The 983-nt window shown below is 36.0% G+C and carries 1 protein-coding gene; it reads left to right on the top strand.

What is annotated here, in order from left to right; genetic code table 11:
• Positions 1-58 precede the first annotated feature (58 nt).
• Positions 59-964 (top strand): IS1595 family transposase, encoded by a 906-nt coding sequence (locus DRF58_RS18110; RefSeq protein WP_116037342.1) that lies wholly within the window; start codon positions 59-61, stop codon positions 962-964.
• The last annotated feature ends 19 nt before the right edge of the window (positions 965-983 follow it).

The following is a 983-nucleotide window of genomic DNA, read 5'->3' on the forward strand; positions in this document are numbered from 1 at the left end:
TATGAATATCCGTAATTAGGAATAATTCACTATATTTGACTGTAATTTAGGTAATTATATGGATATATTTAGTTTTACGGCTCATTTTGGGACAGAAGAAGATTGCAGAATTCATTTTAAGGCTCAGAGAGACAAAATCGGAGTAGTTTGCAAATGCGGCCACAAGGAGCATTTCTGGATTAAAAGCATTTGGACTTACGAATGCAAGAAATGCCGCAGCAGAACCTCTTTGAAAAGCGGAACAATCATGCAAAACTCCAATCTTTCTTTTTTAATCTGGTACAAAACGATGTTTCTGATGAGTGTTACCAAGAAAGGATTTTCTTCAAAGGAGATTCAGAAACAATTGGGTTTGAAGCGCTATGAACCGGTGTGGGCAATGGTTCATAAACTAAGAAAAGCAATGGGAACACGTGATGAAAAATATACTCTGGAAGGTATGATTGAGTTTGATGAAGGCTACTTTACGGTAGAATCCAGCGAGGTAGAACAAGAAAAAGGTCTTCGCGGAAGAGGTGCTGCAGGGAAGCAAAATGTAGCGGTAATGGCAGAATCAGTTCCTTTGGAAAATCTGGAAACAGGTGAAAAATCAAAATCCTGCAGGTATTTTAAGGCGAAGGTTTTGGAAACGCATCTTTCTTTGGAAATTAACGAAACCGTCAAAGAATCGATTGATAATCAAAGCATTGTTTTCACAGATAAAAGCACGTCTTACGTTGATATTTCTGATTTTGTTGAGCTACACATCACGGAAAAATCTGATAAAGAAACCACCAATGAAACCTTAAAATGGGTTCATATTACCATCAGTAACGCCAAAAGAAATCTATTAGGAAATTATCATAAAATCAAAAGAAAGTACCTTCAACTATATCTCAACGAGTTTATCTATAAGCTAAACCGAAGATATTTTGGTGACAAACTCTTCGAAAGGCTCATTATTGCTAATATTACAGCGATATGAGTAAAAACGGATATACATA

Source organism: Epilithonimonas hispanica (assembly GCF_003385395.1).
Classification (GTDB): domain Bacteria; phylum Bacteroidota; class Bacteroidia; order Flavobacteriales; family Weeksellaceae; genus Epilithonimonas; species Epilithonimonas hispanica.